27 protein-coding genes are annotated in these 25,947 nt (G+C 56.0%); 12 read left to right on the forward strand and 15 right to left on the reverse strand.

All coding sequences use genetic code 11. The features are described from left to right. Positions 1-386 precede the first annotated feature (386 nt). The 6 genes from HU765_RS16850 (at position 387) to HU765_RS16875 (ending at position 2,556) form a co-directional block, all read left to right on the forward strand. Positions 387-953: a deoxynucleotide monophosphate kinase gene (locus HU765_RS16850; protein WP_186621815.1), complete on the forward strand. Its 567-nt coding sequence runs from the start codon at positions 387-389 to the stop codon at positions 951-953. 10 nt (positions 954-963) lie between these two features. Then, entirely contained in the window at positions 964-1,242 is a 279-nt protein-coding gene (locus HU765_RS16855; protein WP_186621817.1) for a hypothetical protein, read from the forward strand. After that, complete coding sequence (locus tag HU765_RS16860; protein ID WP_186621819.1) at positions 1,239-1,622, forward strand: hypothetical protein; 384 nt, start codon at positions 1,239-1,241, stop codon at positions 1,620-1,622. The genes HU765_RS16855 and HU765_RS16860 overlap by 4 nt, the downstream gene beginning before the upstream one ends. Continuing rightward, positions 1,619-1,861 carry a pyocin activator PrtN family protein gene (locus tag HU765_RS16865; protein ID WP_105705135.1) on the forward strand — a complete coding sequence of 81 codons (243 nt, stop codon included), beginning with the start codon at positions 1,619-1,621 and terminating at the stop codon, positions 1,859-1,861. Before HU765_RS16860 ends, HU765_RS16865 begins: the two co-directional genes overlap by 4 nt. Before the next feature lie 75 nt (positions 1,862-1,936). Then, positions 1,937-2,242 carry a hypothetical protein gene (locus HU765_RS16870; RefSeq protein ID WP_186621820.1) on the forward strand — a complete coding sequence of 102 codons (306 nt, stop codon included), beginning with the start codon at positions 1,937-1,939 and terminating at the stop codon, positions 2,240-2,242. Between the two features lie 47 nt (positions 2,243-2,289). Further along, a complete protein-coding gene (locus HU765_RS16875) occupies positions 2,290-2,556 on the forward strand; it encodes a pyocin activator PrtN family protein (RefSeq protein ID WP_186621821.1) in 267 nt (88 codons plus the stop codon). A gap of 37 nt (positions 2,557-2,593) precedes the next feature. On the opposite strand, the gene HU765_RS16880 is transcribed toward HU765_RS16875, so the two are convergent. The 3 genes from HU765_RS16880 to HU765_RS16890 form a co-directional block, all read right to left on the reverse strand. Further along, positions 2,594-3,511: a sce7725 family protein gene (locus HU765_RS16880; protein WP_186621822.1), complete on the reverse strand. Its 918-nt coding sequence runs from the start codon at positions 3,509-3,511 to the stop codon at positions 2,594-2,596. Then, positions 3,472-4,383 (reverse strand): sce7726 family protein, encoded by a 912-nt coding sequence (locus tag HU765_RS16885; protein ID WP_186621823.1) that lies wholly within the window; start codon positions 4,381-4,383, stop codon positions 3,472-3,474. The genes HU765_RS16880 and HU765_RS16885 overlap by 40 nt, the downstream gene beginning before the upstream one ends. A 154-nt stretch (positions 4,384-4,537) precedes the next feature. Beyond that, positions 4,538-5,689, reverse strand: a complete 1,152-nt coding sequence (locus HU765_RS16890) for a site-specific integrase (RefSeq protein ID WP_238344717.1) — start codon at positions 5,687-5,689, stop codon at positions 4,538-4,540. A 102-nt stretch (positions 5,690-5,791) separates the two neighbouring features. On the opposite strand from HU765_RS16890, the gene dusA reads away from it, so the two are divergent. Continuing rightward, the gene (dusA, locus tag HU765_RS16895) at positions 5,792-6,811 is read left to right on the forward strand and encodes a tRNA dihydrouridine(20/20a) synthase DusA (protein WP_186621824.1); all 1,020 of its coding nucleotides are present in this window, start codon (positions 5,792-5,794) and stop codon (positions 6,809-6,811) included. Positions 6,812-6,859: 48 nt separating this feature from the next. Here the strand turns inward: dusA and HU765_RS16900 are convergent, their stop codons facing one another. Continuing rightward, positions 6,860-7,693, reverse strand: a complete 834-nt coding sequence (locus tag HU765_RS16900) for an undecaprenyl-diphosphate phosphatase (RefSeq protein ID WP_186621825.1) — start codon at positions 7,691-7,693, stop codon at positions 6,860-6,862. A 488-nt stretch (positions 7,694-8,181) separates the two neighbouring features. On the opposite strand from HU765_RS16900, the gene HU765_RS16905 reads away from it, so the two are divergent. The 3 genes from HU765_RS16905 (at position 8,182) to HU765_RS16915 (ending at position 11,645) form a co-directional block, all read left to right on the forward strand. Beyond that, positions 8,182-8,922 carry a winged helix-turn-helix domain-containing protein gene (locus HU765_RS16905; RefSeq protein WP_186621826.1) on the forward strand — a complete coding sequence of 247 codons (741 nt, stop codon included), beginning with the start codon at positions 8,182-8,184 and terminating at the stop codon, positions 8,920-8,922. Positions 8,923-9,201: 279 nt separating this feature from the next. Beyond that, a complete protein-coding gene (locus HU765_RS16910) occupies positions 9,202-9,861 on the forward strand; it encodes a helix-turn-helix domain-containing protein (protein WP_186550460.1) in 660 nt (219 codons plus the stop codon). 389 nt (positions 9,862-10,250) lie between these two features. Then, positions 10,251-11,645, forward strand: coding sequence for an undecaprenyl-phosphate glucose phosphotransferase (locus HU765_RS16915; protein WP_186550458.1), 1,395 nt, complete (start codon positions 10,251-10,253; stop codon positions 11,643-11,645). Between the two features lie 505 nt (positions 11,646-12,150). Here HU765_RS16915 and HU765_RS16920 read toward each other — a convergent pair. The 6 genes from HU765_RS16920 to galE form a co-directional block, all read right to left on the reverse strand. Then, positions 12,151-14,229: a YjbH domain-containing protein gene (locus HU765_RS16920; RefSeq protein WP_186621828.1), complete on the reverse strand. Its 2,079-nt coding sequence runs from the start codon at positions 14,227-14,229 to the stop codon at positions 12,151-12,153. Next, the gene (locus tag HU765_RS16925) at positions 14,226-14,954 is read right to left on the reverse strand and encodes a capsule biosynthesis GfcC family protein (protein WP_186621888.1); all 729 of its coding nucleotides are present in this window, start codon (positions 14,952-14,954) and stop codon (positions 14,226-14,228) included. Before HU765_RS16925 ends, HU765_RS16920 begins: the two co-directional genes overlap by 4 nt. A gap of 29 nt (positions 14,955-14,983) precedes the next feature. Beyond that, the gene (locus tag HU765_RS16930; protein WP_186621830.1) at positions 14,984-15,649 is read right to left on the reverse strand and encodes a YjbF family lipoprotein; all 666 of its coding nucleotides are present in this window, start codon (positions 15,647-15,649) and stop codon (positions 14,984-14,986) included. A gap of 12 nt (positions 15,650-15,661) precedes the next feature. Then, positions 15,662-16,723 carry a polysaccharide biosynthesis/export family protein gene (locus HU765_RS16935; protein WP_225922786.1) on the reverse strand — a complete coding sequence of 354 codons (1,062 nt, stop codon included), beginning with the start codon at positions 16,721-16,723 and terminating at the stop codon, positions 15,662-15,664. Between the two features lie 144 nt (positions 16,724-16,867). Continuing rightward, on the reverse strand, positions 16,868-17,104 hold the full coding sequence (locus tag HU765_RS16940; protein WP_016775457.1) for a hypothetical protein: 237 nt from the start codon (positions 17,102-17,104) through the stop codon (positions 16,868-16,870). Between the two features lie 231 nt (positions 17,105-17,335). Next, the gene (gene galE, locus HU765_RS16945; RefSeq protein ID WP_186621832.1) at positions 17,336-18,352 is read right to left on the reverse strand and encodes a UDP-glucose 4-epimerase GalE; all 1,017 of its coding nucleotides are present in this window, start codon (positions 18,350-18,352) and stop codon (positions 17,336-17,338) included. Positions 18,353-18,742: 390 nt separating this feature from the next. On the opposite strand from galE, the gene galU reads away from it, so the two are divergent. Further along, positions 18,743-19,576, forward strand: coding sequence for a UTP--glucose-1-phosphate uridylyltransferase GalU (gene galU / locus HU765_RS16950; protein WP_186621835.1), 834 nt, complete (start codon positions 18,743-18,745; stop codon positions 19,574-19,576). Positions 19,577-19,607: 31 nt separating this feature from the next. Beyond that, positions 19,608-20,021, forward strand: a complete 414-nt coding sequence (locus HU765_RS16955) for a mannose-1-phosphate guanylyltransferase (protein ID WP_186550447.1) — start codon at positions 19,608-19,610, stop codon at positions 20,019-20,021. 122 nt (positions 20,022-20,143) lie between these two features. Here the strand turns inward: HU765_RS16955 and HU765_RS16960 are convergent, their stop codons facing one another. The 5 genes from HU765_RS16960 to HU765_RS16980 form a co-directional block, all read right to left on the reverse strand. Then, the gene (locus HU765_RS16960) at positions 20,144-21,274 is read right to left on the reverse strand and encodes a GDSL-type esterase/lipase family protein (protein ID WP_186621836.1); all 1,131 of its coding nucleotides are present in this window, start codon (positions 21,272-21,274) and stop codon (positions 20,144-20,146) included. A gap of 177 nt (positions 21,275-21,451) precedes the next feature. Further along, on the reverse strand, positions 21,452-22,498 hold the full coding sequence (locus HU765_RS16965) for an acyltransferase (protein WP_186621837.1): 1,047 nt from the start codon (positions 22,496-22,498) through the stop codon (positions 21,452-21,454). A gap of 12 nt (positions 22,499-22,510) precedes the next feature. Further along, positions 22,511-23,614 carry a hypothetical protein gene (locus HU765_RS16970; protein ID WP_186621838.1) on the reverse strand — a complete coding sequence of 368 codons (1,104 nt, stop codon included), beginning with the start codon at positions 23,612-23,614 and terminating at the stop codon, positions 22,511-22,513. Beyond that, positions 23,605-24,837, reverse strand: coding sequence for a phosphoribosylaminoimidazole carboxylase (locus HU765_RS16975; protein WP_186550438.1), 1,233 nt, complete (start codon positions 24,835-24,837; stop codon positions 23,605-23,607). The genes HU765_RS16970 and HU765_RS16975 overlap by 10 nt, the downstream gene beginning before the upstream one ends. After that, positions 24,834-25,946: a polysaccharide pyruvyl transferase family protein gene (locus HU765_RS16980; protein WP_186621839.1), complete on the reverse strand. Its 1,113-nt coding sequence runs from the start codon at positions 25,944-25,946 to the stop codon at positions 24,834-24,836. Before HU765_RS16980 ends, HU765_RS16975 begins: the two co-directional genes overlap by 4 nt. Position 25,947: the final 1 nt, after the last annotated feature.

Here is a 25,947-nt window from a genome sequence, read left to right on the forward strand (position 1 = left end):
TTTTCAGAAATACAAATGCCCCGACAAGTCGGGGCATTTGTATTTAACCGGGGCAGATTGCGTTTTCACACAGTCTGAGCGATGCGGGTTTTTTTTGGTACAAGCAAAAATCAATTCAAATACGTATTGACTCAATCAATACGTATTTGTATCGTTTGCATCGTAAATCTCTCACCAAAGAGTACGATCATGCGAACCACACAGCACAGCAACACTCGCTGCCCGGTGTACATACACCCAGCAGCTTGCACTAGCCCAGCAGCCGTTGAAGCGATTCAAAAGCACACCGGCCTACTGGTAATTGTCACGCCGCCGGGCACTCGCTTGGCACCTTCGAAAGCAAATGTCGTCGCTCACAAACCCGAACCATTCGGGGGTGATGCAGCATGAAGCCTCTATTAATAGGCCTCGCTGGCGTTGCTCGTTCTGGCAAAGACACAGCCGCGCAGCATCTGGTCAACCATCATGGGTTCCAGTCCTACGCATTCGCCGACCCGCTCCGTGACGGCTTGATGAATATCCTCAACTTGAGTCCGTGCGATTTCGAAGGAGAGCAAAAGGAACGAGTTCTACCGTGGCTGGGTCGCTCTCCACGCTACCTGATGCAGACACTCGGCACCGAGTGGGGCCGTGACAAAGTGCACCCCGAGTTATGGCTGCTACTGGCTTCGCAAAATCTCGACCTAATGGCCCGTACCTACGACACCGCTCGCGGCTTCGTAGTCAGCGACCTGCGATTCGAGAATGAAGCGTCATTCATCCGCCAGCGCGGCGGAATTGTGATCCATATCCAGCGCACCGCAGCAGATGCCGTGGCGCCGCATCGTAGCGAAGGCGGCATCTGGGGTACCGAGGGCGACTGGTTCCTACCGAATGACGGGACCATTGAAGCCCTTCAAATCAATCTCAACGAGATTGTGGACACGCTACACACACGCGCAGCAGTCGTCTGAGGATCGCACAATGACGAACCGCACCCTGGACGAAACAGCCGCATTGCTCGGACTCAAGCCCCGCGCCTTCCGCGCCAGGGTGCGCGAGCTGGGCATTCTCAACAGCAGTGGCGATCTAGCCAGCCAGCACCGTGATCGCGGCTATCTGTATTCGGATCCGCGCAGCACCCTGATTCCATCCCTCAACAAGTGCCGTCATTACTCCGTGGTGATGGTGAAGGAAGAAGGGATTGAATGGCTGGCCAAGAAACTGGGAATCATCATCACCAAAAAGGACGCCGCTGCATGAAAACAAACAACCTCAATGCCTACACGCAAGCCCTCGGCGCCCTGAAACTAATCCCGATCTACTTGAACTGCCCGGGGGTAGTCAGTCGCTCAACGCTCATTGGCGCTTCGACGGAAGCCATTCAATTGCTGGAAAGCATGCCTGTACTAAGCACCGAGCTGGCCGAAGTATTTCGCTGCGTTAACAACGTGATCCTTGAAGGGCAAGTCGCCTACGTTACGCCGACCAACTCGCCTGAGTTCCCATTCGGCGCGGTGGTGGCTGATGCCAAGGGCAACATCTGCGCGGCTGCAATGGGCAAAAGTAAGGAAGGCCTCGCCGAGTTAATTCGTCTCAAGTTGCTGCCCCCTTCGGAGGGGTTCGGGGAGAACGCAGCGTGAGCCATACCCTTGATCAACTACGTAAACAGTTCACCACCCCGTGCCCAACGTTGTCGGCAGTACGCGAGCAGTACTTCGCACACATCCGTACCGACCGTTACTTGCTAGCTGAGATTAAGGCCGGGCGCATAGCCTTGGTAGTAACGCGCCTGCACTGTTCTACACGTGCAAAGCCGGTGGTGTACTTGCATAACCTGGCCGAGTATCTCGACGCCCAAGCAACGAAGGTAGCGGCTTGACTGAACTTAAGCCCCCCCCTCAACAGGGGGGGGCAACCAACTTTACCGCTGCGGGATATATGAGGAGTAAAAAATATGACAGCAATACAGATAGGCGCGTTGATTGCGCTCTTCTTGCTCTCAGGCCTGATTTATTGGTCGGGCTATCGTACTGGGAAAATTGATGGCTGCTATAAGAGCATAAAAGAAGAACCTTCAACACAAGGTAAAGGAACAATCGATCTCATTCATAAAATCCAGACTGAGCGCATATGTCTGACGTGGGAGTACGAGGGAGGTTGTCACATTTGGCGTTATTGGGATAGTGACGAACCTTGTGATAAAGCATATGGAAACACAATTCAAGAAGCGTTGGATGCACTAGATACTCGACGCTGCTGATACACCTGCCTACAGTCAAACTGAAAACGGACAAAGCAGACAAAACCATGAACACACTTTTTCTTCTGATGGCTCAATACAGCGGACAGGCTGTAATCCCGATTGAGGTAGTCTGTCGAGACTACCTGCATCTTACCGTGGAGAAGTTTAAGCTCAAGAGACTGAGTGGCGATATTGATATCCCGCTAATGCGCCTGGGCACTAAATCCCAGAAGGCAGCGCTCGGAATCCACTTAAACGACTTGGCAATTTATATCGATCGACAGCGTGAACTGGCCACTACGGAACAGAACAAACTAATGAACCGCAGTTAGATAACAAGGAGGCGTTATATAAACGCCTCCTACATTTTTAAATATAATTACAAAGGCTTTCGATGTGATGCTTCATAGACATTTCCTTGACCAACCCCAGTCCCGGAAAATGCATCACAGAATGAGACGCACGAAACTCGCCCAATCCTAATGTATTGTCATACACCGTTGGATTGGCAGCGATGAATGTAAACATTTTTACCAACGCTTCTTTGTACTTACTGCCGGCGTTCGTAGGAAGCTTATCATCAACCGTCGAACAGTAATGATGTACGTGCATTGAATTCGGAGCAGCATTATCAATATATGACACGTGTATAGCCACGACATACGCCGGGCCGCCTGAATCTAAATACTCTTCACCCATTATAGTAAAATCGCCAAATCCAGATACATTGCTTTTTTTCTTATAAGAAACATGCAATCCAGAGTAAAAGGATTTCGACGTATAGTCGGCGTTGCGCTTCTTCTTCGCAAAACTGTCCGAATACACTACTACGTTATTCAGTTGATCAACGATACTGTCATCAACCTTTTGCTGATTAAGCAACACACAAGATGCACTATTCAAAATACTTAAAGAGCCGACACTGATATCGTTCTCTAGGTATATGGCGGCATTAGGATAGGACGCGAGCAAACTTAGTGCTGCACTATCCGCAGCATCCTTTACTTTAATACAGGGAACAAATTTGTTTGCAGACTTAGGATCCGCCTGCAGCTGACCAAAAAGGCCAGCAGAGGTATTCTTTGCAAAATGCCCCTGCGATGGATTGATCACTACAAGAGGTGATACAGAGTTACTGTGCAATTGCTCAATGGTTGCGATAAGTGGTTTATACTTCGCATTCACTGGCTCAATTACGGGCCTGTATTTCGCTGCAGGCAAAATCGGAGCGAGATCGAATAAAGTGTTCAGTTCGTGACGCTTCGCCTTGAGTATGGGGTAGTACATAGAGCTTCCTTACTGAAATGTATTTTCAAGTTCTGCAGCAACTGAGCCTTATTGGCGACCGGAACGCGATACTCGATACCCGCAACCAATAAACTTTTTGGCAAACATTCGACATAACCCTTGTCGATTTTGCGCGACTTTTTGACGATGCGGCAAAATGCCGGTCTCAACTTAGAGGAATCCACGGTACGCAAGAGCGTGCGGCATTCATCATAAATCCCTGTATTTGTTGAGGCGGGAATCTGCCCACACAACTCATAGACCAACGAAAGATACTCATTACGCCGCAATGAGGCCATGAGAATATCTACATCCATGGGCTCTGAAGAAAGTAATGCAGGTCTAATCGGAGTCAATACATCATTTTTACCTAAACGCAATATCCCTACAGATTCAGGAGCGATCTTCTCAACCTTGCCAAGGTGGGCTTCTGTAGTGACAACGTTAACCTTGTCAAATATTTTCAAGTAAGAAGATAACTGAAGCTCTAGCCGATTAAGGCTGTCGTACTCAGACTTAATCTCATAACAGGTGCTAATGCCATTTAGAATCACACTATCAGCCTTACTTTCTCCAACACGAAACTCATTTAAGAGAGTTGCCGTATTCATGGAGTACCGCCCAAGTAAAATTTTCTCGGCGATTATATTCTTTATGTAGTACTCAAACTTATAGCTACTTTTTAGCCGCCGATAGCACTCTTGAAATACGTCTTCAACACTGAAAACGTCCCCCAAAGCATCACCAAATGCGTTTGCAACCTTTAATACAAAATCAAAGTCGCCATGAGCAACATCATTTATACCTTTGCTGCTGAAAATTTTCGCAGCGTCCTTGGTACTCAACATCTCATGCTTACCTTTCAGACCCATCTCAAGCCCCTAAAAACGGGCGTTACTCATAAACAGCGCCGCCAACCTCGCAGTTTAGCAAGATTTCCTCCAGCGCCAGCAAACTTTGAGACGAGATGCGCAGCTCAATGACATCATTACGATATCACCTCAAAACGAAAACATGTCAATCTTTTTATACTTGATCATGACTATCGACCGTGAGGGAGGAGATGGGAACTCTTGCCTTCCTCTTGCCCGACAGGACTCGCTCAAGATATGCCCAGCTTTTATATATGTCCCCGCGACCTCTCATATGCGTGTAGCGACGAAGTGAGTTCCAATCTCGATGGCCAGACACGCTTGACACCCTCGGAATATCCCAGTCCATTTCAAACAGCCGGCTCACCCCTTCATGCCGCAAATCATGGAAATGCAGATCCTCAATGCCGAGCATAGGGCACGCCCTGGTGAAAGAGGCGGAGACCGACTTTGCGTTGTAGGGAAAGATCTCTCGTTCGACCTTGGGCATGCTCTGCAGAATTGCCCAAGCCTCATCCGGTAGATGACACCACACGTCATTGCCGATCTTCTGACCGGGATTCTTCATATCGCGCACCAGTACAGCCTGTCGCGAATCGTCGAGATCATCCCAGCGAATCCTTGTAATTTCTTCCTGCCGACGTGTCGAAAAGAGCGCGAAAGCGATCACCTTCGGCATGTCGATCTGAGCCTTGCGGCGCTCCTGCATTTCGAAGAAATGCGCCATGAGCTTGTCCAACTCCTCGAGCGTCGGCCGGCGGTTACGCTCTTTGCTCTTGCTCACCATACCTAGTTTGCGCAAGACCTTGCGTGCGTCAGGCATGGCCAGCGGATCCACTTCGTAGCCCCATGCTGGTCTCGCCACGGATAGCACTGCGCCTAGGTGCGAGAGATCATTGCCAACCGTCTGCGCCTGGACGCCGCCGCCTTCCTTACCCATACGCCACTGCGCAAACTCCACCAGCTTCTGGCTGGTCAGTGCCGAGTCATCAAGGTCGCCCAACCAGGTATCTTTGATCGCATTGAGTGTGGCGTTCTTTGTCTTACCCAACGGCCGGATCTTTTCGTACTCGTCCAGGTACTGCTCGATCATCTTCCTGATCGTCACACCCTTACGGTTAGCGCGCTCAATCGCACCAGGCTCGGCCAGCTCCGTCTCCCGCCGTTTGATCCAGGCCTGGGCAACCTGCTTGCGGTCGAAGGTTTGGCTTTCCTGATAAACTGTGCGCCCGTCTCGATTGATCCGTATCTGCGCCGTGTAGGCAGTCGAATTGTCCTTGCGCTTGCGTGATGTGATCGTGCCCATTTCCAGTTGCTACATTGCTGAATTCGCTTGCTACATTGTAGCAACCGACCTCAGAAAACAAGGAAAAATGGGTAAAAACCGCTGTATAAAAGATCAGTACCAATGAATTTCGAAAAAGCTGAAGCGCCCGTAAACAGTAGCCCTATCCGTTCCGAGCCGTCTCGCCGCTTCAGTGTGGCGCCGATGATGGATTGGACGGACCGCCATTGCCGGTACTTCCTGCGCCTGTTGTCGAAAAATGCTCTGCTCTACACCGAAATGGTCACCACCGGCGCGCTCCTTAACGGCGATCACGAACGCTTCCTTCGCCACAACGACGCCGAGCACCCGCTCGCTTTGCAGTTGGGCGGTAGCGTCCCGCTGGATCTCGCTGCCTGCGCCCGCATGGCGCAGGAGCACGGCTACGACGAGGTCAACCTGAACGTCGGCTGCCCAAGCGATCGCGTGCAGAACAACATGATCGGCGCGTGTCTGATGGGACATCCCCAGTTGGTGGCCGATTGTGTGAAGGCGATGCGCGATGCGGTTTCGATTCCGGTGACGGTGAAGCATCGGATCGGGATCAACGGGCGCGACAGTTATGCCGAGCTGTGCGATTTCGTCGGTACGGTGCGGGATGCCGGGTGTACGAGTTTTACCGTGCATGCGCGGATTGCGATTCTGGAGGGCTTGTCGCCGAAGGAGAACCGCGACATTCCGCCATTGCGCTATGACGTGGCGGCGCAATTGAAGGCTGATTTTCCGCAACTGGAGATTGTGTTGAATGGTGGGATCAAGACGCTGGAAGCCTGCCATGAGCATTTGCAGACGTTCGACGGTGTAATGTTGGGGCGTGAGGCTTATCACAATCCGTATTTGCTGGCGGAGGTCGATCAGCAGTTGTTCGGCAGTCCGGCGCCGGTGATCAGCCGCGCCGAGGCGTTGGCGCAGCTACGTCCTTATATAGCCGAGCATTTGCTGGCGGGTGGTGCGATGCATCACATCACCCGGCATGTGCTGGGCCTGGGCACCGGGTTCCCGGGGGCGCGTAAATTCCGCCAGTTGTTGTCGGTGGATATCCACAAGGCCAAGGATCCGCTGGCGCTGCTGGATCAGGCGGCGGCGTTGCTCGAAGGGCGTTGATGCCCTCCTGTCATTCAGTCAGGCGGCTTGGGCCGCCTGGCTTGCACCTCAAGCCGCCGCAGCCGCGGTCCAGTTCACCCAGCCAAACAGCCACGTTGCCAATATCAGCAAGCCAAACCCGATGCGATACCACGCGAACGCGGCGTAGCTGTGGTTGGCAATGAACTTGAGCAGGCCGCGCACGGCAATCATTGCGAAGATAAACGCGGTGACGAAGCCCAGAGCGAAAACCGGCAGGTCGTTGGGCTGGAACAGGTCGCGGTATTTGTAGCCGGAGTACACGGCGGCGCCGACCATGGTTGGCATGGCGAGGAAGAACGAGAACTCGGTAGCGGCTTTGCGCGACAGACCGAAAAGCAGGCCGCCAATGATGGTTGAGCCGGAGCGCGATGTGCCGGGAATCATCGCCAGGCATTGTACGAAACCGATCTTCAGCGCGTCGGACCAACGCATGTCGTCGACGTGCTCGACGCTTACGACATGGCTGCGCTGCTCGGCCCACAGCATGACGATGCCGCCCACGACCAATGCCACGGCAACGGTGATCGGGTTGAACAGGTATTCGTGGATCGTGTCAGCGAACAACACGCCCAGGATAACTGCCGGAAAAAAGGCGATCAGCAAGTTAATCGTGAACTGTTGTGCGCTGCGCTCGGTCGGCAAGCCTTTGACGATCTCGAAGATCTTCGGACGAAATTCCCAGACAACCGCAAGAATGGCCCCCAACTGAATAATGATGTTGAACGCCATCGCGCGTTCGCCGCCGAACTCAAGCAAGTCAGCGACAATAATCTGGTGACCGGTGCTTGAGATGGGCAAGAACTCGGTCAGGCCTTCTACCGCACCTAATATCAACACCTGGAAAAGGGTCCAGAAATCCATTAATCCTCCGTCAGAGCGCTCAGGGCGAGCGACCGGGCAATAACACTCAGGGGTTGAGTATCTAAAGTCATGCAAGTAGTTCTTTTGGCCCGGAAGGATAGGTCTTATGAAATGCCACACTCAAGCCATGTTAATAATCGTCTGCCGACGAACTACTCAGAAAAAATTTATATCTATGTAGTAAAAATATTTCAGCAAAGATATAAAGTGTGACTTGGCTCACATTCTTCCCAGATGGCCATTCAATGGCAAAAGGACATAGACAAAGCCATCGCAATAGACTCAGAATAGTGGCACCATTGCATATCGCCATCATCTAAGCAGTAGTTCACAGCTTCGCGGAAATCAACTAAAAGCTTGAAAAGCTTAATTATTGTTAGAAAACTCGCGAGCCACGTCTAATTTCCGCGTAAATGTTACCAATTGTCAGTCACAGATGAGAACCGGTGCTTTAACATCCCGATGTCAGCACTAATTCGAGTCAAAGCATGATGCTCTCAGGGAACTTAGCGACTAGAAGCCCGCGCCCGACAAATGACGAACCTGGTGTTCTCACTTTGGGTCGTACCCGTGGCGTGGCTGAACATTTTAGAGCGCTGGTCGCCCCGCACGTGCGAATCGATATACCGCTTGAAGCCAGCGAATACACAGGCAACTTCAACCAGAGTGAATACCTGGGTTCGTATCGCGCCATCTTCCTTGTCATCGATAGCCCGCAGGCCCTTGAACACAATCTTGCCCTGGTCGAAAGCCTGCGTAGCGACAACTTAAAACCGTTGATCTGCGCCGTCATAACGGGCCGTGGCGCCTTCAACAAGGTCAAATATTATCTGGCCGGCGCGGATGCCTGTATCAAGCTCAATACCCTTTCAGACGACAGTGCCGACTTGCTGGCAGAGTTCTTCAACAGCGAAGAATGGCAACGTGACATCAACTTGACGCTCGACCCGACGCGTATCTGCCTGATGAGCACCAGCAAGAAACTCGACATCTCGTTTGCCGAAATGAAGATCCTCGAAGCCTTTGCGCAGACGGGTAATCACATACTGAGCCACGATGAAATAGCCGGCATCATGGGCCTCAACACCAATTTCTACGATCCTCGAGCGCTGGAAAAATCAATCAGTCGCTTGCGTGGAAAAATCAAGGAGATGTATGGTACAAACGCGATTCAGAGCATCCGCGGCTACGGCTATCGCCTGATGCGGGGCCTGATATCGACTGCCTGACTCACGGGCAGCCAATCCCTTTTGCATACGAACGAAGGATCGTCTGATGCAACTCTATAGCTCCAGTTCTGCTCCACGCCTGTCAGAAATCATGCTTTTGAATGAGCGCGACAACACGACCCATAACAATAAAACTCCATAACATAGCAGCAGTTCGAGTGGAATTTATCGAGGGCCATCATTCGGCCCAACCCTGCCTATCGATTACTTCCGAGGAAGTCATTGCTCGCCTGCCGATTTATCTTTTAGCCAATTTTGGTATGTATTTAGGAGAGAGACATGGAAACGAGTACAACCCTCCCAAGAAAATATTTTGTTGTCGTGGCGCACAGCTCAACGTCGCAGCGTGAACTGGAGAGCATCTTGTCCAGTGAACGTTTCAACTCGTTTGGCACATCGCAGGCACAAATGTTTGTTGAAGGTGTTGCTTCGCCCTCTTCCGCCCCAACGGTCATGGAGTTCAGTTACCCAAGCCTCAGTCGAAAAAATGTTGCACGCAGCATCGAACATGACACCCAGCGCATACTGGCCACGCTTGAATCCGAATGGCGGGCCGCGCAAACAGGCAATCCCTTTCACAACATCCCGGCATTGACTGGACATAACAACGCAATGCCAACCGCCATTGAAAGCGATGTATCCGGCAGCGAAACCTGGCATCTGGACAATGCTCAAGGTGCATTGGTCAAAGACAGTGTCGAGATCAGCCTGACTGGTCTAGAGACAGCTCTGGTCAGAAAGATGCTGACTCACGAAGATCGAGTTGTCAGTCGCGACGACCTGATTCTGAGTATCGGCCGCGAACCAGAGCAATACCGCGGGCTTGAGATGTGCTTGAGTCGATTGCAGGACAAGTTTAAAAGCGCCAGTAACGGCGAGCGGCTGTTTCGTGCTGTGAGAAACCGCGGATATTGCCTCATCCAGGATATCGTCGCGTAATCACCTTCGACACTCCGAATAAAGCAAACAGATATAAAGTGCGACTACAACAACAAGAAGAGCACTCTGTTGGCTTCACCTCCCCTGACTATCCAGCGACCTGCCTCCACCCCTCCAACAGTAACAAATACAACCGTCTTTATTCACCCCCCGTTGCACGACCTTTTCTAACAGCTCAGCCATTTAATTATTAAAAAGTTGGCACTGTGCCATCTTGTTAGAACTCGTCAGACACCCTTCCCGTCAATAACTTAGTCTATTGACTGACGACAGTTCGACATATCGACGTTGTTACCTCAGGACACTCGCTAGAACAAAAACAATAAGTCTGCATAACAAGTCGGTTTTCAACTGTTGAAACCTGAATGGACGTCTTTTGGGGATATCGTATGGATCTTTCTCTCAGTATCAATCGAAGCACGGGCCTCAAGGGACTGACCTTTTGGGGCCAATGGGCGCTGGCACAGGGCTTTGTGGTAACGCTGTTGTTCATACTCGCCGAGCAGCACACCGGGACGGTCGCGTTCTACTACCGTATGTGCGCAACGCTGGCCGTTCTGGCATCGGTGCCGGCTTACACGTTTAGCGGCGTTTATCGCAAACGTGACAATTACCTGACCGGGCTGGGTCGGCTGTTCATGGGATGGTCGATGACCATGGCGGCACTCGCGTGCATCGCCTTTGTTTGCCAGGCCGATGAGTTGTTTTCCCGCCAGGTGATCCTGAGCTGGGCGGTCTACGGCTTCCTCGGTCAGGCGTTTCTGTACGCTCCGCTGCATGCGTTTTCCAAGTACTACCAGCGTTCGCGGAAAAGCGAGCACAGGACCCTGATCGTCGGTACCGGCGAACTGGCACTGGGCTTGGCGAGAAAACTCAGCCAATTGGAAAACCTGCCGCTGATCGGTTTGGTCAGCAACGGTGACACACCGCTTCTCGCATCGGATGCACCGCGTGTCGTAGGTGCGCAGGACGAGTTGCTGGAACTGATCGAAGCGCATGACATCCGTCGCTTGTACATCACCCTGCCGCTGTGCGAAGCGGCGAAAATCGAAGCGATGTACGTCGATCTGCTAGGCGCCAACGTCGATGTGGTGTGGGTTCCGGACTTGAATAGTCTGACCCTGCTGAATCACTCGGTGAAAGTAGTGGATGGCCTGCCGGCGATCTATCTCAATGAGAGTCCGCTGACCAGCCGTCCGACCGCGGCGTTGAGCAAAAGCCTCGTGGAAAAGACCGTGGCGTTCCTGGCGATCATCGCGCTGAGTCCGATACTGCTGCTGATCGCCCTGGCGGTGAAGATCAACTCGCCCGGCCCGGTGTTCTTCAAGCAGGATCGGCATGGCTGGAACGGCAAGGTGATCAAGGTCTGGAAGTTTCGCTCGATGCGTGTTCACGATGACCGCGAAGTGAAACAAGCCAGCCGTAATGACTCGCGTATCACCGCTGTCGGCCGCTTCATCCGCCGCACGTCGCTGGACGAGTTGCCGCAACTGTTCAACGTGCTGCAAGGGCACATGGCTTTGGTCGGCCCGCGCCCTCATGCGGTTGCACACAACAACTATTACTCGGGGAAAATCCTCGCGTACATGGCGCGCCACCGGATTAAACCGGGCATCACCGGGCTTGCGCAAATCAGCGGTTGCCGTGGTGAGACTGACACCCTGGACAAAATGCAGAAGCGCGTCGAGATTGACCTGCAGTACATCAACAGCTGGTCGTTGTGGCTGGATCTGAAGATTCTGGTGAAGACGCCATTTACATTGCTGTCGAAGGATATTTACTGAGGCACAGTGCTTCGGGTCGCAAGGGGACGAAAGTCCCCTTTTTTGTGGGCGGGATTTGGGTAAACCGGTCCCGAGTACAGGTACGAACCCTGCTCACGGAAGCGGTAGGTCAGGCGATGTGGGAGTGAGCTTGCTCACGAAAGCGGTGGGCCAGGCAATGGCGATGTTGAATGTGCCAATGCCTTCGCGAGCAAGCCCGCTCCCACAGGGTTTTGGGGTTGAGCAGTAATTTTCGCTGAGACAGATAGCCAATGTGGGAGTGAGCTTGCTCACGAAAGCGGTGGGTCAGGCAATGGAGATGTTGGATGTGCCGGCGCCTTCGGGAGCAAGCCCACTCCCACAGGTTTTGGGGCTGGATCCAGAGTTGCGGCGTGACGCAGACCCTGTGGGAGCTGGCTTGCCAGCGAAAGCGGTGTGTCAGGCATCAAGATGTCAACTGACCGGACGCTATCGCGAGCAAGCTCACTCCTGCAATGGTTTTGTGTCGGGCTTGGGAGGCCAGCGCTTACTCAGTGATTTTCTCGAAGTTGCGATAGAACATGTCCCCTTCCCGGCTATCGGTCATCGAGTGCAGTTGATAGCTGCGATTGAGCCTCGCGCCGCCGTCACGGGTCAGCGGGGCCCAGACCAGGTTGGCGCGGCGCATGGTCGACATGCTCATCATCTCGTCGAACGGGATCGACAGGTAGAGACCTTTGTCGAAGCTACCTTCGCCATATTCGGCGCTGCTGGCCGTGGTGATCGTCGCCCATGCCCCCACACGCACGCCGTTGAAGAACTCCCGCGAAATGTCCACGGTCGTGCCCCAGTCGCCAGCCAGGTAACGACCGACACTGACCGCGGCCAGCGTGTCGAACGGCAGGTCGGTGTAGCCAGTGATGTGCCCGGTCACCACCGAGTAGTCGCGCAAGGCGAAGCCCTGATCGAAATCGCGCTGACGCACCCAGTTGATGTCCGCCCCCAGCGACCAGCGTTCGCCGGTCGGACGGAACAACACTTCACCGCCGACACCGGCAAACATCGACTCCAGGTAACCGCCGTAGACCATGCCGTACAGGTCTTTATCCAACTGCTCGGCGTGGCTGACCTGAAATAACGGCATGGTGGTATTGGAGGTGGTCAGGTACTGACGCAAATCCGTGCGCACACGGGGCAAACCGCTCGGCGCGTCATAGCTGAATTTGCCGAAGTTGTTCGCCAGGTTCGCGCTGAGCAAGCCACTCCACCAGGTGTTGCGATTGAAGCGATACTCGGCATCGGCATCGGCACTGAATTGATAGAGCAAGCCGTCAGGGCCGCCGACGTTCTGTTTGAAGCCCAAGCCCACGCCATAACTGAAATGCTGCGGCGCTTCGGTGTAGAGGGTTTTTTCGTTGTGCGGCATCGCCGGGTTGATCTCGGTGGTGCGGTGCAGCGACAGCAGCGGCTCTTCGTTGTTGATCACCTCGCGAAAGGTCTGGCGCGGCACGCTGGTTTCTTCCAGCGGCAGGTCGTAGCGCTTGTTGACCACAGTGAACCAGTCGATGTCGTCGTTGACGCTGTTATCAAGAATCCGGCTCGCCCGCCCGACGGCCTTGGACGAATGGAAATAACGCTGCTGCTCGCCATAGACGATCAGCTCGGAATCACGCTGGCTGATGCGCTCGACCTTGTAACCGGCATTCTGCTGCAAGCGTTTGGACACGTCAGCCCAGTCGACCTGCTCCATTGTCTTGGTCGGCGCTTTTGCCGGCAGCGGTTCCGGCGTGGGGTCGTAGGTTTTGGCGGGCGCCTTGCGGCTGACGAAGTTGGTGTGGAAAGTCACACCGAACATCGCGGTGTTGCCACGTTCCCACGCCGCACTGAGATCGATCGAATCGGTCACCTTGAACACCGCGCCGAGGTTGATCGGCGAGTCCTGCTTGATCTCGTTGTCCTTCGGTTCGTTTTTGTAATCGTTGCCGTCGAATTCAAGTTTCAGGCTCAGGCGATCCCAGGGCGTCTGGTAACTCACGCCGCCGAAGAACGACGGCCGGCCACGAAAATACGAACCGGCATTGACGTCACCGGTGCCTTCGGTTTCCGGGCGGGTCTTGAAGCGCTCGCTGGCAAAGCCCAACGGGTTATCGAAGTCGCCACGGTTGCCGATGTAGCCCCAGGCGATGCCCGCGCTGAAATCGAAATTGTCGTAGCGCTTGTTGGCGACAAAAAATTCACTGGAGAACAAACCGGTACCACCGATATCTCGGAAGCCCAGCGCCACTTCCGGTGCCCAGTGGCTTTCTTCCCACAGCCGGACTTTCGCATCGACCGCCTTGTCCTTATAGCTTTGGCTGCCGCTCAGGGCCTCCGAGCCGTAGGGCCGGTTGGTGATCGCGGTGTAGCGAAACGAGCCTTCGAGCCAGTCCAGCGGCTGCAACGACACGCTGTAGCGACTGTAGGGGTCGGTGCGGTTGGCATTGACGCTCAACTCGCCGGCCGGGGCCATGCGTGCGGTCGGCGTCTGCAGCAGACCGGCGCCGCCGAAGTCATTCTGGGTAATGCGCGGCTCGGCATGAGCCAGACCGCAAGGCAATAACAACACAGCTGCAAAACGTAACTTCAACGAACCACCTCGGCCAGCTGCGTGGCAATGAATTCGGCCAACTGCTGATTCAGTTCAGGAAGAGGCGGATCTAGATCATCATTTTTAAGCGGTACAAGAATCTTGCTGCCGGCCACCGGAAACTGCCCACTCTCGCGATTCCAGTGGGCAATGCCTACGCGCCGTGAAACACCGTTGGGCTGAATCAACCACAGGTAGTCGGCTTCGGCGTCGGCCAGAATCGTGCAGCCTTGCAGGTATTCACGGGCCTCCAGCAACGGCTGGTAGGGCAAGTGGCACGGCTCGGCGACCGCGCCCAGCACTTGAACTTCGTCAACGCGTTTGGGGTAGATCAGGCGATCGCCGTCGTCGAGACGAATGTTGCGGGCGAAACCGACTTCCAGCGCCACCGGGTCAAGGTCGGCGATCTGCCGCCCGGTGACCGGCATTTGCCGCACTTGCTCGGCCATCCGCTGCGCCAGCGCCGCCCTGCTCGGCCGGTCGAACAGCGTGGCCATGCGCTGCAACACATCGAGATCAAACAACACGCCGACCTTGAGCCGCGTCTGCTGTTCGACCAGCGACTTGCGCAGCAACACGCCTGCCAGCCAATACCCTTCGGCATTGGGCACAGCCTCGCTGATCACATCGAGCAAGCGCCCGCCGGGTGGCAACTCGATCGCCCCGGGGTTGGCGACATCGCCGGAAACGGTGACGGCTGCGTGACCCGTGCCGCTCAGCAGCATCAGGCACAACGATAAATAACCGAGGCGCTTCACGGCAGGTGCCTGCGATCAGGCGTCAGCTGTACGATTTTCACGCGCAGTTGCGAGGTCAATTGCTGCTCGCTCTGCACGATGAAACCGTCACGCGGATCGACCCAGTAACGATTGGTCGCGCGCAGGCCGATGGCCGGGGCGTCAATCTGCTCGTCGATACGCAGCACGGTATAGGCCTTGTCGAGGATCTCCAGGGTTTCGCTGGCGCGGCGGGAGAAGCGGCTGTTGACGATGACGCCGACTTCCTGGCCCTTGTACAGGTCGATCCAGCGCCGTGTGGCAAAACCATCGGCGACGTGGTGCAGACCTTGTTTGAACGGCGCGTCATCGGCCAGCCGCGTGCCGTCCAGATCACCTTCCAGGCCCAGGCCGATACTGCGTACGGCGAGGCCGTTACGCAGTAGCAACACCTGTTTGCCGGACGCGACCCAGAACTGCAGGTCCTCACGTTCGCGTACCAGCGCCAGTACCCCGGAGCCGGACGGCGTGGTCAGTTTCAATTGCGGATAGTTGACCCCGGCCACTTCGGCGGGGCTCACCTCTACTTCGTCCGGACCGACGGCCGCTGCCTTGAGGTTGTTCAAGGACGCGCTCATCAACGGATTACAGCCGCACAGCAATAAGGCCGCCATCAGGCAGACGCCCGCTTTCAAAGTCTTCACAGTCGGGCGGCCTTATTTGCTGTTGTTACTGTATTCGCTCCAGTTCTTCGCAGCGGAAGCCCCGGTACCGACAATCGACGCCGACGGCACCAACTGGCTGATGAAGCGGTTCCAGCGCGTCACGTTGGCCGGGCCGACATACACAACGTCTTGCGGGCGAACCTGGAAGTGCGAGGCGAGTGCCATGGCGGTCGGCGATTCGGCTTCGAGCTGGTAGATCTTCGCCGGTTCGACATCAAGGTTTTCCACCCCGCGAATGACGTACACGGCGTTGCCGTTGGAGGTGGTCTGGCTCAAACCGCCGACCGAACCGAGCACATCGGAAAGGTTCATCGTCGCCGTCTTGAAACTCAGGGCACGTGGCTGGTTGACCTCGCCCATGACGTAGATGCGTTTGTTGTCGTTGTACGGCAGATACAGCTGATCGCCGCCTTTGAGGAAGACGTTCTGCAACTCGGAATCCTGCTGGTTGAGCGAGTCCAGATTCAGCGGATAGACACGGCCGTTACGCGTCAGCAACAACCCGGACAAGTCGGCATTGTTGGTGTCGATTCCGGCGGAACCAAGCGCCTCGACCACGCTCAGCGGGTTGGTCGAGATCGCCTGCGGTCCGGCCTTGGTGACCGCACCGGTGACCACGACTTTCTGGCTGGCAAAACGCAACACCGCGACATCCACCTGCGGCTCGGCGATGAACGCCGACAGCCGTTGCTCGATGTCCGAACGCAGTTGCTGGATGGTCCGGCCAGCGGCCTGGACTTCCTTGATGAACGGGTAGTAGAGCGTCCCATCGGAGCGCACCAGGCGGCCGTTGGCATCGATCTGTTGCTGCGCGCCGGACGGGGCGGTCAGCTCGGGGTGGTCCCAGACCGTGATGTACAACACATCGTTGTTGCCGATGCGGTATTCGGCCGGGGTCGCCAGCAATTCCGGCGGCAACGTCTCACGCTTTTGCGTGGCGCGGTTCATGGAAATCAGCTTGGGCGTGATCGGAATCAGCTCGACCCGGCTGCTTTCACTGGCGCCCTGGCGGGTGATGCTGCCGGTGCTCAGGTATTGACCGGGGGAAAACATGCAACCTTGCAAAGCGAGACTTGCCAACATTAAAAGATAAACACTACGAGTCATAATGGCACTACGCTATTCAAGGGCGAATCCAAAAACAAAGTCACCCGACTTGCGTCGGGCGACCCTGTACTGCACTAACAAATGTTCCTGTTAGTTATGCGTGCCGGTTGTACCGGTGGTACCCGTCGTACCGGTGGTACCGCCATTGGCACTGCCACCGCTGTTGGACGCCGCTACAGCACTGGCAACCATTGCAGTACTGGCAGCGGGCGCTTGAGAAGCCGCCACACTGCCACCTACATTGGTTACCGCTGTCAGCGGCGCTTCAGCGGCGGCAGCCCAGTTGCTCAACATCGTCAACAGGGCAACTGCCATCACTTTTTTCATAACAACTCCTTTCTAACATTCGACCTGTTAAAAAACCGGCCTGAGTTAGAGTTGGTAGCGTTCAAGTCCGCCACAAGCGCGAACAAGATCCGTTGTTCTTTCACAGTCTTACGCAACTGATAAAAGTCGAACGGCAGGTTTATATCTACGGACTTGTAAAAGGCATTGCCAGTGTAATTTCCCGACGTTATCTAACAACCTGACTGAAAATAACATTGAGCTAATTGGCCATCATTGCGCGTAACCGTTGGGATGGTTCGACTGCCAGCGCCAGGTATCAGTGACCATGTCCTGCAAACTGCGCGTGGCTTTCCAGCCAAGTTCTTTCGCCGCTTTCGAGGCGTCGGCAAAGCTCTCGGCAATGTCACCGGCACGGCGCGGCATCATGCGATACGGCACCGGCCGGCCGCAGGCCTGTTCGAAGGCATGCAGCACTTGCAACACGCTATAGCCATCGCCCGTGCCGAGATTCCAGGTGTAGATACCGCTGCGCTCGCTGATCGATTGCAGGGCTTTCAAATGCCCGTCGGCCAAATCGACGACGTGGATGTAATCGCGCACGCCGGTGCCATCGACCGTCGGGTAGTCGTTGCCGAAGATCGACAGTTCGCGCAGGCTCCCGACCGCAACCTGGCTGATATACGGCACGAGGTTATTGGGAATGCCGTTGGGGTCTTCACCCATGTGCCCGCTGGCGTGGGCGCCGATCGGGTTGAAGTAGCGCAGCAGCGCAATGCTCCAGCGCGGCTCGGCCAGGCTCAGGTCGCGCAGCACGTTCTCGACGATCAGCTTGGACTGACCGTAGGGATTGGTCGGATTACCCGTGGGAAAATCCTCGCGGATCGGCATTTGCGCAGGCTCACCGTACACCGTCGCCGATGAACTGAAGACCAGGCGAAACACCCCCGCCGCCGCCATCGCCTGGCACAGCGTGATGCTGCCGCCGACGTTGGTTTCGTAGTAGTCGAGCGGCTTGCGCACGCTCTCGCCGACCGCCTTGAGCCCGGCGAAATGCAGCACCGCGTCAATCCGGTGCTCGCGAAAAATCCGGTCAAGCAGCGCACGGTCGCAGACATCGCCGCGGATCATCCATGCGCTCTTGCCGCAGATGGCTTCGATGGCGTGCAATGCCGCATCGCTGCTGTTGCAAAGATTATCCAGAACAACAACTTCATAACCTGCTTCGAGCAGTGCAAGTGTGGTGTGCGAGCCGATATAGCCGGCGCCCCCGGTGACCAGAATTTTCATAGCGCGGTCCGTCATTGATAAGTACCCGGTAGCGTGTCAAGCCTCATGCAGTGAATGTGTGTGGCAGTCCACATAAACAAGGCGACAACAACCTTTAACAAAATTAGTTCAACCACTGGTAATAAATATTTTTCCGGGTCAAACTCTGTTGGCGGATACTTATTAGCATTCCCTGCGCACTTACCACTATTAGCAGATGCCGACTAAAAATAACTAATAATGCTCTGACCGACATCGCATAACATTGCAGTATTTAACCGCGACTGCGCATTGCCATTAACAACCTGGCTACTGTATTAAAGTAGCCCTTCAATCATCATTGATAACTTGCAGCCGGTTCTTTCGGCTTGCAACCGTCGCCTGTGTTCCATGACTGTCCAGGATGTTTTTATGATTCGTAAATGTTTGTTCCCCGCTGCCGGTTATGGCACGCGTTTTCTGCCGGCCACCAAAGCCATGCCGAAAGAGATGCTGCCGATCGTCAACAAGCCATTGATCGAGTACGCCGTTGAGGAAGCGCGGGACGCCGGCCTGCAACACATGGCCATCGTCACCGGTCGCGGCAAGCGTGCGCTGGAAGACCATTTCGACATCAGCTACGAACTCGAACACCAGATCCGCGGCACCGAAAAAGAGAAATTTCTCGCCGGCACCCGTGAGCTGATCGATACCTGCACCTTTTCGTATACCCGCCAAGTGGAAATGAAGGGCCTGGGCCACGCCATTCTCAGCGGTCGCCCGTTGATCGGTGACGAACCCTTCGCCGTGGTGCTGGCCGATGACCTGTGCCTGAACCTGGAAGGCGATGGCGTGCTGACCCAGATGATCCAGCTGTACAAGAAATTCCGCTGCTCGATCGTTGCCATCCAGGAAGTCCCGGCGGACCAGACCCACAAGTACGGGGTGATCGCCGGCGAGCTGATTTCCGAGGGTATTTACCGGGTCAACAACATGGTGGAAAAACCGGCGCCGCAAGACGCCCCGTCGAACCTGGCGATCATCGGTCGCTACATCCTGACGCCAGACATTTTCGACCTGATCGCCGACACCCAGCCGGGCAAGGGCGGCGAGATCCAGATCACCGACGCGCTGATGAAACAGGCGCAGAACGGTTGCGTGCTGGCCTACAAATTCAAGGGCCTGCGCTTCGACTGCGGCGACGCCGAGGGTTATCTGCAAGCGACCAATTTCTGCTACGAGAACGTGTACCTCAAGGGCCGCTGAGACGGCTTTCACTCACAACAGGCGGACAACCATGAACATTGCACAACATTCGACAGAGATTGAACGTGAGGTGGACAACCTCGGGGTGATGAGCTGGTTGTCCCGCCATCAACCGTTGCCCAGCGCCAATGAATCCTGGCTGGGCACGATTCTGCTGGTCGAGCGCATCGGCGTGTTTCCCGCGTCCGGCGATATCCGCCGGCCGATGCGCGATCCCTATCCCCTGCTCGCTCACTTGAAGCAACTGTATGGCGAGCAGGCGCTGGAAATGGATGACCGCGATGGTCTGAAAGTGATTTTCAGCGACTGGCGCTTTCGCGTGCGCCTGTGCTGCAACGACCCGGCGATTATCATCAACGTGGAAACCCGTTGCGATACGCGGTTAATGCCGCAGAAGCTCGACGAACTGCTCGATCAAATCGATAACTTCGCCCCTGCGAAATGATCGTTCCCACGCTCCGCGTGGGAATGCATCCTGTGACGCTCTGCGTCACGCTTCGATGGGACGCGGAGCGTCCCGGGCGGCATTCCCACGCAGAGCGTGGGAATGATCACCGTGCCCCCACATCAGCGTAGGGCAGCACCGCACTCAGGATCGTGCCCCATGATCCAGCCATAAAAATAATCGGCAATCACCTTGCCGCCCGTGGCCGGCAGCGGATGAATCTTGTCCGGGCCGATCATTGCCGCAGCGTAGCGTTTAACGTCGGGGCCAAACGCACATTGCAGGTTGGCGTAACCCAGATGCTGCTCGCGCGCCCAGGGTTCGAGTACCTGCGCATACGCCGACATTGGATAGGCGCTGGAGCGCGTGGTGTCCTGGCGCATGATCAGGTTTATGCTCGCCGCAGGCTGAATCTCGCGCAGCATGCTCACCAGGCCCTGAACGTTTTGTAGGTACTGCGCAGGCTTGACGCCGAAGCCCTGGTCATTGCCGCCAAGCATGATCAGATAGACGTCGGCCGGGATCTTCGACACGACGGATTTCCACTGCGCTTGCCACGCTGGGTCCTGATGATAGAAGTCAGCTGACGCCGCCCCGGACGCTGCCAGTTTCGACACCCGTACACCCTGCTGATCGTTACTCATCCACAGGCCGAACAACGTCGGTGCGCCCTGCACCACTTCCATTTTGAACGACCAGTCTGCCGCCGACGGTGCGTCGGGCAGCGCGACTTCCTGAACGCCCGAACCTTCGAGCTTCAGCGGCCGCCAATCTTGCGCGGGCGTCCAGCGATAACGGACTTCGTTGCTTTGGCCGTTGCCCAGATAGAGCAATTTCGCCTGGGTAACGGTGGTGTCGATCGCGGGGGTCGGACTGGCGTCAATCTGCAGCCATGCGCCGGGCTTGCCCGTCACCGTGCGACTGTCAGGACTGGCCTGGCCGAGGTCGGAAACTTTCCAGCCACCACCGAAGTATTTGTCGCTGCTGCGGGTGTATTTGAAGTGCGTGCCGCCCAGCGCCGCGCCGTGGTTGAAGCCGACGTAACCGGGGCCGGCGAAACCCACTTCGCCAGCCACTCGCTGCACCAGTTTGTTCAGGTAGAAATCCTGCCCGGCGGTGTAGCTGTCGCCGATCACCGAGACCGACAAGACCTTGCCGGCCTTACCCTCGCGCCACTGCGCAAACCGCTCGCGGGCATCGCCCACCTCTATGACCGAGGCAGCGACTGGTTGAGGGGCGTCTACTGGCAACATTCGATATTTCCTTTGTCTGTGATGCCCTCTGTCGGGACGTCTGTCGTACACAAATCAACTGTAGGAGTGAGCCTGCTCGCGATAGCGGTCTGTCAGATAAAAATTTATTGACTGATCCACCGCTATCGCGAGCAGGCTCACTCCTACAGGGGGTCTGTGTACAGCATGGAACAGTGTTCAGCTGTTTTGCGTCTGCACAACAGGTGTCACGATTGTTGGCGGTTTCTGCTTCGCCGCGCGCTCTCCGAGGAACAACACGGAGGTGAAATTAAACCGACTGAACGCCATCGCCAACACCACTGGCCCGAGCAAGCCACAACTCCAGCCGCCCAGCACCAACAGGCTTTCATCCTTCACGCCCAGGCGCCCGAGCACAAACCGCGACGTCGCGGCGAACAGCACGTGAAATAGAAAAATCGCATAAGAATAACCGCCCAGCCAGGTGAGCACCTTCGAGCGCATGTCACTGGACAACAAGGCGATGCACGACACACAACCCACAATCAGCCCGACCACACTGCGACGGTCGACAATCAACTCGCGATCCATCGCCGCCACGTACAGCAGCGTCAGCGAGATCACCACAAACAGCAGTGGCCCGCTGACTTTGAACGTGCTTTTCAAGCGCTCGACGTTTTCCTGGCCGATCATCCCCGCGACAAAAAATGGCAGCAGGTAAATCGCGCCATTGATGCCGAACGCATCCAGCGGCAACGGCGGCAGCAAAAACAACACAGCTGCAAATGCAAACAGCCCATACAGCCGCGTCGCCGAACGCAGCAGGCCGCGCCACTCCAGCAGGCCGACGAACATGAAAATGATGAACACCGCCTGCAAAAACCAGAAGTGGTTGATCGGCACCCAGAACGACAACAGCGCATCGATCACGCCGACGTCTTTGTTCACCCCCGGCCCCACCGCTTGCAATACCGAAAACGGCACGCCGACGCAAAACAGCGGCACGATCAAGCGCCGCACCTTGCCGCTGAAAAACGCAGAAAAGTCATTGCCGCGAATCTTGTAGATCGAATAGATGTACCCGGAAATGAACGTGAACAGCGGCATGCGCACATACACCATCGAATCGGCGATCACCCGAAACGGCGAGCCGATGTCGATCTTCAAGCCGCCGCCCAGCGGACCGATGACGTGATAGAGCACCAGCAGCAGGCACGCCAGGCCGCGCAGGGTTTCGATTTCCAGGGATTTGTTCTTGCTCGACATAGAGCACCTGCCTTAAGTGAGAATTCGTGATTCGACCTGCACCGGTTTGTTCGCCCGCAGCATCAATCCCAGACCAACGAACAACACCGGCACCACCATCGAAAAGTGCCGGGCGAAGGAGCCGAAGTCTGGCTCGAACAAGCCCTGCACCAGCAGAAACGCCAACGGAATCGCAATCAGCTCCTTGGGTTTGGTCTGGATCGGCGCGCCCTTGTAATCGGTCGAAGTGATGACTTTGAACAGCAGCAGCGCGGTCATGATCATCAGCGCAACGAAGATCACCTGCCCCGGCCCGGACAACAGAATCAGCTCCACCGGGAACGACAGGCGAAAGAAAATGATCATCGAGTCCAGCGCCTGCGAGACGAAGTCGCTACCGCTGAGCCACGAGACGATCAGCGACTTGGAGCCCTCCTCGCCCGCCGTGCGCAGCTCGTTGTTGCTGGCGCGAATCGACGACACCGGAAAGCCCAGCGCTACCTGAATCGCCATCGCCACCGCCAGGTAAAACAGAAACAGCATCAGGAAGAAGGTAAAACGCGACACGTACTTTTTCATCACGCAGACGCCGACCCACGACAGCGAAAACAGAATCCAGTAGGGGCGGATCAACACGCCATAGATGACCGCTGAGAGGAAAAAACCGCCGCGATATTTACGTGTCAGCGAGCTGAGCAAAATGCTCAGCACCGCCACCGAAACGATGATCTCCTTGGTCAGGTTTTCAAGGAAAAACGAACGCACAACGCCCCACAGGCACAGGGTGCCGAAGATCGTCAGCGGCATGCGCCGAAAGACAATCACCGGAATCGCCGTGAGGAAAAAGTTGCAGAACATGCCGTAGGCCCAGGCATTGGTCAGGTTGATCCCGGTGGGCCGCAGCAGGAACGCCGAACACTCGTAGGACGAACGATCCGGCGAGAACGGGTTCCAGAAATTGCAGTTGTCGGCGCGCGCGTAGGACGACCACAAGGTCATTGCGTCCGGGCCCGGATCGCGGGGCACCAGCAGCGGCATTGCCACCGAGAGAAACAGCCCGGTGAACAGGATCAGGAACGAAATGGACGAATCGAGTCTGCGCCCACGAAACTCGATGCACGGCAGCTTCAGGCCCATGACAGCGCGGCCTTCTTCGCGCCGGTGACGCGAGTCAACAGGGCAATCACGGCCAGTTGCACGACGATCGCAAAGACATTGCCCCACGCCGCGCCATAGATCGAGTAATGCTTGATCAGCAGGTAGCTGACCGGCACCGAAATCATCAGGCAGAGGGCCGCGCTGGCCAGCGACACCCGGCTGTTTTTCGAAGCGATCAAGCCGCCCCAGACGATGTCGCCAATTGCGCGCAAGGCGAAGGAAAAGATCAGCACGCCGAGGATTGCGTTGTCCGGACGCGGGACGCTGGTGGCGACATAATCGAGCACCACGTTGAAGAACAGATAAATCGCCACCGCCACCGCAGCCGAGACGACCAACGAGCGCATCACCCACTTGTTGATAAAGAGTTGCTTGACCGTGAACGCCTGCTGATCAGCCTGGAAACGCTTGGCCAACACCGGAATGCCGACCACCGCCACCACCGCATACGACAACGCCTGCAAAGTGTTCGCTGCCGACCACGCATAGACGTATTTGCCGAGGCTGGCGTAGGGTTCCAGATCGATGATCAGAAAGCGCTCGGCGTACTGACTCAGGGCAATCAGCCCGGTGCCGAGATAGAACGGCAACCCGGCTTTCCACACGGTCGCGGTGTCCAGCGCCACCGCTTCGCGGCCCTTGTGTACCTTCACCACAATCAGGTAACCGACCGCGATCACCAACACGTTGGCGACCACCCACAGCCACAACACACTGGCGATGCCCGCGACCCAGCCGAGCATCATCCCGCCCACCGCCAACAGCGCCCAGAGGCCAGTCTTGATGAAGAACAGCAAGGCGCCCGCAGTGGCTTTCTGCGCGGAAAACACAAAGGAATTGATCTCGAACGACAGGTGCTCGGTGAGCAACACCAGGGTCACGCAAAGGATCAGCAACGCCGCCGCTTCCACCTGCTGGAACAGCGAATACACCAGCACCGTCGCCACCGACAGCAGCAGCCCCACCGCCAGGTACAGCAGCAGGACTTTGTCGACCACGCGACGGGAACTGCCGCCCACGCTGATCAGCCGATTGATCTCGGAACTGAAACCCACACTGTAAAACTTCGAAGCGATCAGCGACGCCGCGACCACCACGCCGTAAAAACCCAGCGCCTCATAACCGAGGTAATGAGTGATCGCCAGCACCAGCAAGAACTTCGCGCCCAAGGCTCCGCCGCGAAGCAACAGCCGAAATATCATCGAATGACACCCTTGATGATCTCGTCCATGGCCACGGTCTTCGCCTCGATTTCGCGGCAGGTGTCGGTCAGGCGCTGGCCGAAATCAGACAATGCGTTGGGCTTGTAAACCGTGTTGATGATGGTGTCGACATCGATGTCGCCGCCATTGATCACCCAGTCTTCCACGCCCATGTCCTGATACGCGCCAAAGCCCTTGCGCTCGTAGCTGATGTGATACGCCGGCACGCCGGAGAGCAGCGATTCGATCGCACCGTGCAAGCGCACGGAAATCACCAGATCCGGTTGGTATTTGGCGATGGTCGCCTTCAGTGACAGCAGGTCTTCGGTAATACCCAACTCGCGATAGAACGCCCCGTCATCGTTGCCGCGCACAGCACTCTGCACGGCGCAGACCACTTTGCTTTTGTTCTTCAGGCGCTGCAGTAACAGCTTGAGATTGGCGACATAGGCGAGCTTCTTTTCCTTGCTCCACTCCGGCGGCTTGCGCAGCACCACGCAGACCGTGGCCGGCGAGGCGGCGCAGCGGGTGAATTTCGGTTGCGCGAGAATCTTGCTCGCCAGCGACTGCACCGCCAGGTCCGGCGCGCGGTAGACATTTTCACAGGCATCGAAGATCGCCGAAGAACGGTTGTCGCGCACAAACACCGCGTCGGCACCGGCGTAATGCTCAACGATCTTGCTGCTCTCGCCGTGGAACGGACCGATGCTTTGCGGCAAATACACCGACGGCACTTTGCTGAGAATCGCCGTCTCCAGTTGCTTGGCGTGACCGAGCTTCAACTTGATGTGTTCGAAAGCGCTTTTGGAGCGCATGTAGCCGCCGCCGACACCCACGATCAGGTCGGTTTTTTTCAGCAGTTCGGCGAGCCCGGCATAGGACTGATTGAGGAACACCGCTTGCTTGACCCGGCCCAGTCCCTTGGCCGCCATCACTGGCGCGTCGAAGCGCGGGTGCGGCAAGTAGCTGAAGGAGTCCGGATCGGAGGCCACGACATTGATCGAAGTGTCCTCACCAAAATTGCGCTGCACCAGGGCAATCGCCAGATCGACGAGCAAGCCGTCACCAGAGTTGGACGCACTGTAGCCATGCAAAATCGTTACGTTCATA

Source organism: Pseudomonas sp. SWRI81 (assembly GCF_014268545.1).
GTDB classification, from domain to species: domain Bacteria; phylum Pseudomonadota; class Gammaproteobacteria; order Pseudomonadales; family Pseudomonadaceae; genus Aquipseudomonas; species Aquipseudomonas hamedanensis.

Excerpts from the sequence above, each read along its gene's own strand:
- HU765_RS16885 (WP_186621823.1), bottom strand. The coding sequence starts at position 4,383 with ATGGGTCTGAAAGGTAAGCATGAGATGTTGAGTACCAAGGACGCTGCG.
- HU765_RS16970 (WP_186621838.1), bottom strand. The coding sequence starts at position 23,614 with ATGGGCCTGAAGCTGCCGTGCATCGAGTTTCGTGGGCGCAGACTCGAT.
- HU765_RS16875 (WP_186621821.1), top strand. The coding sequence starts at position 2,290 with ATGAACACACTTTTTCTTCTGATGGCTCAATACAGCGGACAGGCTGTA.
- HU765_RS16855 (WP_186621817.1), top strand. The coding sequence starts at position 964 with ATGACGAACCGCACCCTGGACGAAACAGCCGCATTGCTCGGACTCAAG.
- galU (WP_186621835.1), top strand. The coding sequence starts at position 18,743 with ATGATTCGTAAATGTTTGTTCCCCGCTGCCGGTTATGGCACGCGTTTT.
- HU765_RS16910 (WP_186550460.1), top strand. The coding sequence starts at position 9,202 with ATGGAAACGAGTACAACCCTCCCAAGAAAATATTTTGTTGTCGTGGCG.
- HU765_RS16880 (WP_186621822.1), bottom strand. The coding sequence starts at position 3,511 with ATGTACTACCCCATACTCAAGGCGAAGCGTCACGAACTGAACACTTTA.
- HU765_RS16960 (WP_186621836.1), bottom strand. The coding sequence starts at position 21,274 with ATGTTGCCAGTAGACGCCCCTCAACCAGTCGCTGCCTCGGTCATAGAG.
- HU765_RS16925 (WP_186621888.1), bottom strand. The coding sequence starts at position 14,954 with ATGCTGCTGAGCGGCACGGGTCACGCAGCCGTCACCGTTTCCGGCGAT.
- HU765_RS16965 (WP_186621837.1), bottom strand. The coding sequence starts at position 22,498 with ATGTCGAGCAAGAACAAATCCCTGGAAATCGAAACCCTGCGCGGCCTG.
- HU765_RS16980 (WP_186621839.1), bottom strand. The coding sequence starts at position 25,946 with ATGAACGTAACGATTTTGCATGGCTACAGTGCGTCCAACTCTGGTGAC.
- dusA (WP_186621824.1), top strand. The coding sequence starts at position 5,792 with ATGAATTTCGAAAAAGCTGAAGCGCCCGTAAACAGTAGCCCTATCCGT.
- HU765_RS16900 (WP_186621825.1), bottom strand. The coding sequence starts at position 7,693 with ATGGATTTCTGGACCCTTTTCCAGGTGTTGATATTAGGTGCGGTAGAA.
- HU765_RS16915 (WP_186550458.1), top strand. The coding sequence starts at position 10,251 with ATGGATCTTTCTCTCAGTATCAATCGAAGCACGGGCCTCAAGGGACTG.
- HU765_RS16935 (WP_225922786.1), bottom strand. The coding sequence starts at position 16,723 with ATGTTTTCCCCCGGTCAATACCTGAGCACCGGCAGCATCACCCGCCAG.
- HU765_RS16860 (WP_186621819.1), top strand. The coding sequence starts at position 1,239 with ATGAAAACAAACAACCTCAATGCCTACACGCAAGCCCTCGGCGCCCTG.
- HU765_RS16890 (WP_238344717.1), bottom strand. The coding sequence starts at position 5,689 with ATGGGCACGATCACATCACGCAAGCGCAAGGACAATTCGACTGCCTAC.
- HU765_RS16975 (WP_186550438.1), bottom strand. The coding sequence starts at position 24,837 with ATGATATTTCGGCTGTTGCTTCGCGGCGGAGCCTTGGGCGCGAAGTTC.
- HU765_RS16870 (WP_186621820.1), top strand. The coding sequence starts at position 1,937 with ATGACAGCAATACAGATAGGCGCGTTGATTGCGCTCTTCTTGCTCTCA.
- HU765_RS16905 (WP_186621826.1), top strand. The coding sequence starts at position 8,182 with ATGATGCTCTCAGGGAACTTAGCGACTAGAAGCCCGCGCCCGACAAAT.
- galE (WP_186621832.1), bottom strand. The coding sequence starts at position 18,352 with ATGAAAATTCTGGTCACCGGGGGCGCCGGCTATATCGGCTCGCACACC.
- HU765_RS16955 (WP_186550447.1), top strand. The coding sequence starts at position 19,608 with ATGAACATTGCACAACATTCGACAGAGATTGAACGTGAGGTGGACAAC.
- HU765_RS16940 (WP_016775457.1), bottom strand. The coding sequence starts at position 17,104 with ATGAAAAAAGTGATGGCAGTTGCCCTGTTGACGATGTTGAGCAACTGG.
- HU765_RS16850 (WP_186621815.1), top strand. The coding sequence starts at position 387 with ATGAAGCCTCTATTAATAGGCCTCGCTGGCGTTGCTCGTTCTGGCAAA.